A 1,718-nucleotide genomic window follows, 5' to 3' on the forward strand; every position below is an offset into this window, starting at 1 on the left:
GGGCTGCTGCGGGTGTCGCAGGTCGGGGTACACGATGATTTCTTCGCGCTTGGTGGGCACTCGCTGCTGGCGACACAGGTCGTGTCGCGGGTGCGCGACGTGTTCGGCGTCGAGATTCCGGTGGCCGCCGTGTTCGATGCGCCGACTGTTGCGCGGCTCGCGGCCGTGGTCGACGGCGCCGCGCCTGGGGTGCGGGTGCCGCCGGTCGTTCCGGTCGGGCGGGATGTGGCGTTGCCGCTGTCGTTTGCCCAGCAGCGGCTTTGGTTCCTCGCGCAGCTGGACGGGGCGGCCGAGTACAACATGCGGGCCGTGATCCCGTTCGGCGGCCTGTCGGTCGAGACCATGCGGGCCGCGCTCGGGTCACTCGTCGCGCGGCACGAGGTCCTGCGGACCCGGCTGGTCGCCGGTGCGGACGGTGTGCCGTACCAGGTGATCGACCCGGCGCCCGACTTCGTCCTTCCCGTCCTGGACATTTCGGATGCCGCGGAGGCGGAGGCGTGGCTGGCTCTTGATGCGGCGGTGCCGTTCGACCTCGCGGCCGGCCCCTTGTTCCGGGCCACGCTGCTGCGGCTCGGGCCGGACGAGCACATCCTGGCCCTCGCCATGCACCACGTCGTCGCCGACGAGTGGTCCGTCGGCATCCTGCGGCGGGAGCTCTCCGCCCTGCTCGCCGGGGAGCCGCTGTCGCCGCTGCCGGTCCAGTACGCCGACTTCGCCGTCTGGCAGCGCCGCTGGCTCACCGGCGAGGTCCTCGACGGCCAGCTCGCCTACTGGCGCCGCCGCCTGGCCGACGTGCCCGCCCTGGAGCTTCCGACCGACCGGCCCCGGCCCGCCCACCGCTCCAGCGAGGGCGCGGCCATCGAGTTCGTCGTACCCGCCGACGTCGTCGACGGCCTCCGTGCGGTGTCCCAGGACGCCGGCGTGTCCATGTTCATGACGGTGCTGGGAGCGTTCACGGTCCTGCTCGGCCGCTACTCGGGCCAGGACGACTTCGTGATCGGCACGCCCATCGCCAACCGCACCCGCGCCGAAATCGAAGGCCTGATCGGCTTCTTCGTCAACACACTGGTCCTCCGGGCGGACCTGTCCGGCGACCCGACCTTTGCGGAGCTGCTGGGCCGCGTACGGACCGAGACGCTCGCCGGGTACGCGCACCAGGACGTCCCGTTCGAGCAGCTCGTCGACGAGCTCGGCGTGCGGCGTGACCTGTCGCGTACGCCGCTGTTCCAGGTGCTGTTCAACTACGTCGCCGCCGACGGCCGGGGCCCGGCCTCGGAGCTGCCTGACGTGGTGGGCGAGCCGGAGTCGACGCCGGTCAAGTTCGACCTGTCGATCGCCGTGGACGAGGTGGGGGACGGGCTGCGGGCCGCGCTGCGGTACAGCACGGCTCTGTTCGATGACGCCCGGATGATTCGCATGGTCGGTCATTTCCGTGCCTTGCTGGCGGCGGTGGCCGCGGACGCGGGCCGTCGTCTGTCCCGGCTGCCTGTGCTCACGTCCGCGGAGTTGGCGGATTTGGCACGGTGGAATGACACGGTGACCGTGCTGCCCCGGGCCGAGACTGTGCTGGATCTGATTGCGTCCCAGGATCCGGCGGCGGTGGCGGTCCGTGCTGGTGACACAGCGTTGACCTATGGCGAGTTGTGGCAGCGTTCGGCGGATGTGGCCGGGTATCTGCTGGCTTCGGGTGTGGGCCCGGATTCGGTGGTGGGTCTGCG

The 1,718-nt window shown here is 71.2% G+C and carries 1 protein-coding gene; it reads left to right on the forward strand.

Features of this window, described 5'->3' with window-relative positions; all coding sequences use genetic code 11:
- On the forward strand, positions 1-1,718 hold a 1,718-nt coding region (locus AB0B76_RS58905; protein WP_360395170.1), incomplete at both ends, for a condensation domain-containing protein.

Source organism: Dactylosporangium sp. NPDC049140, assembly GCF_040648435.1.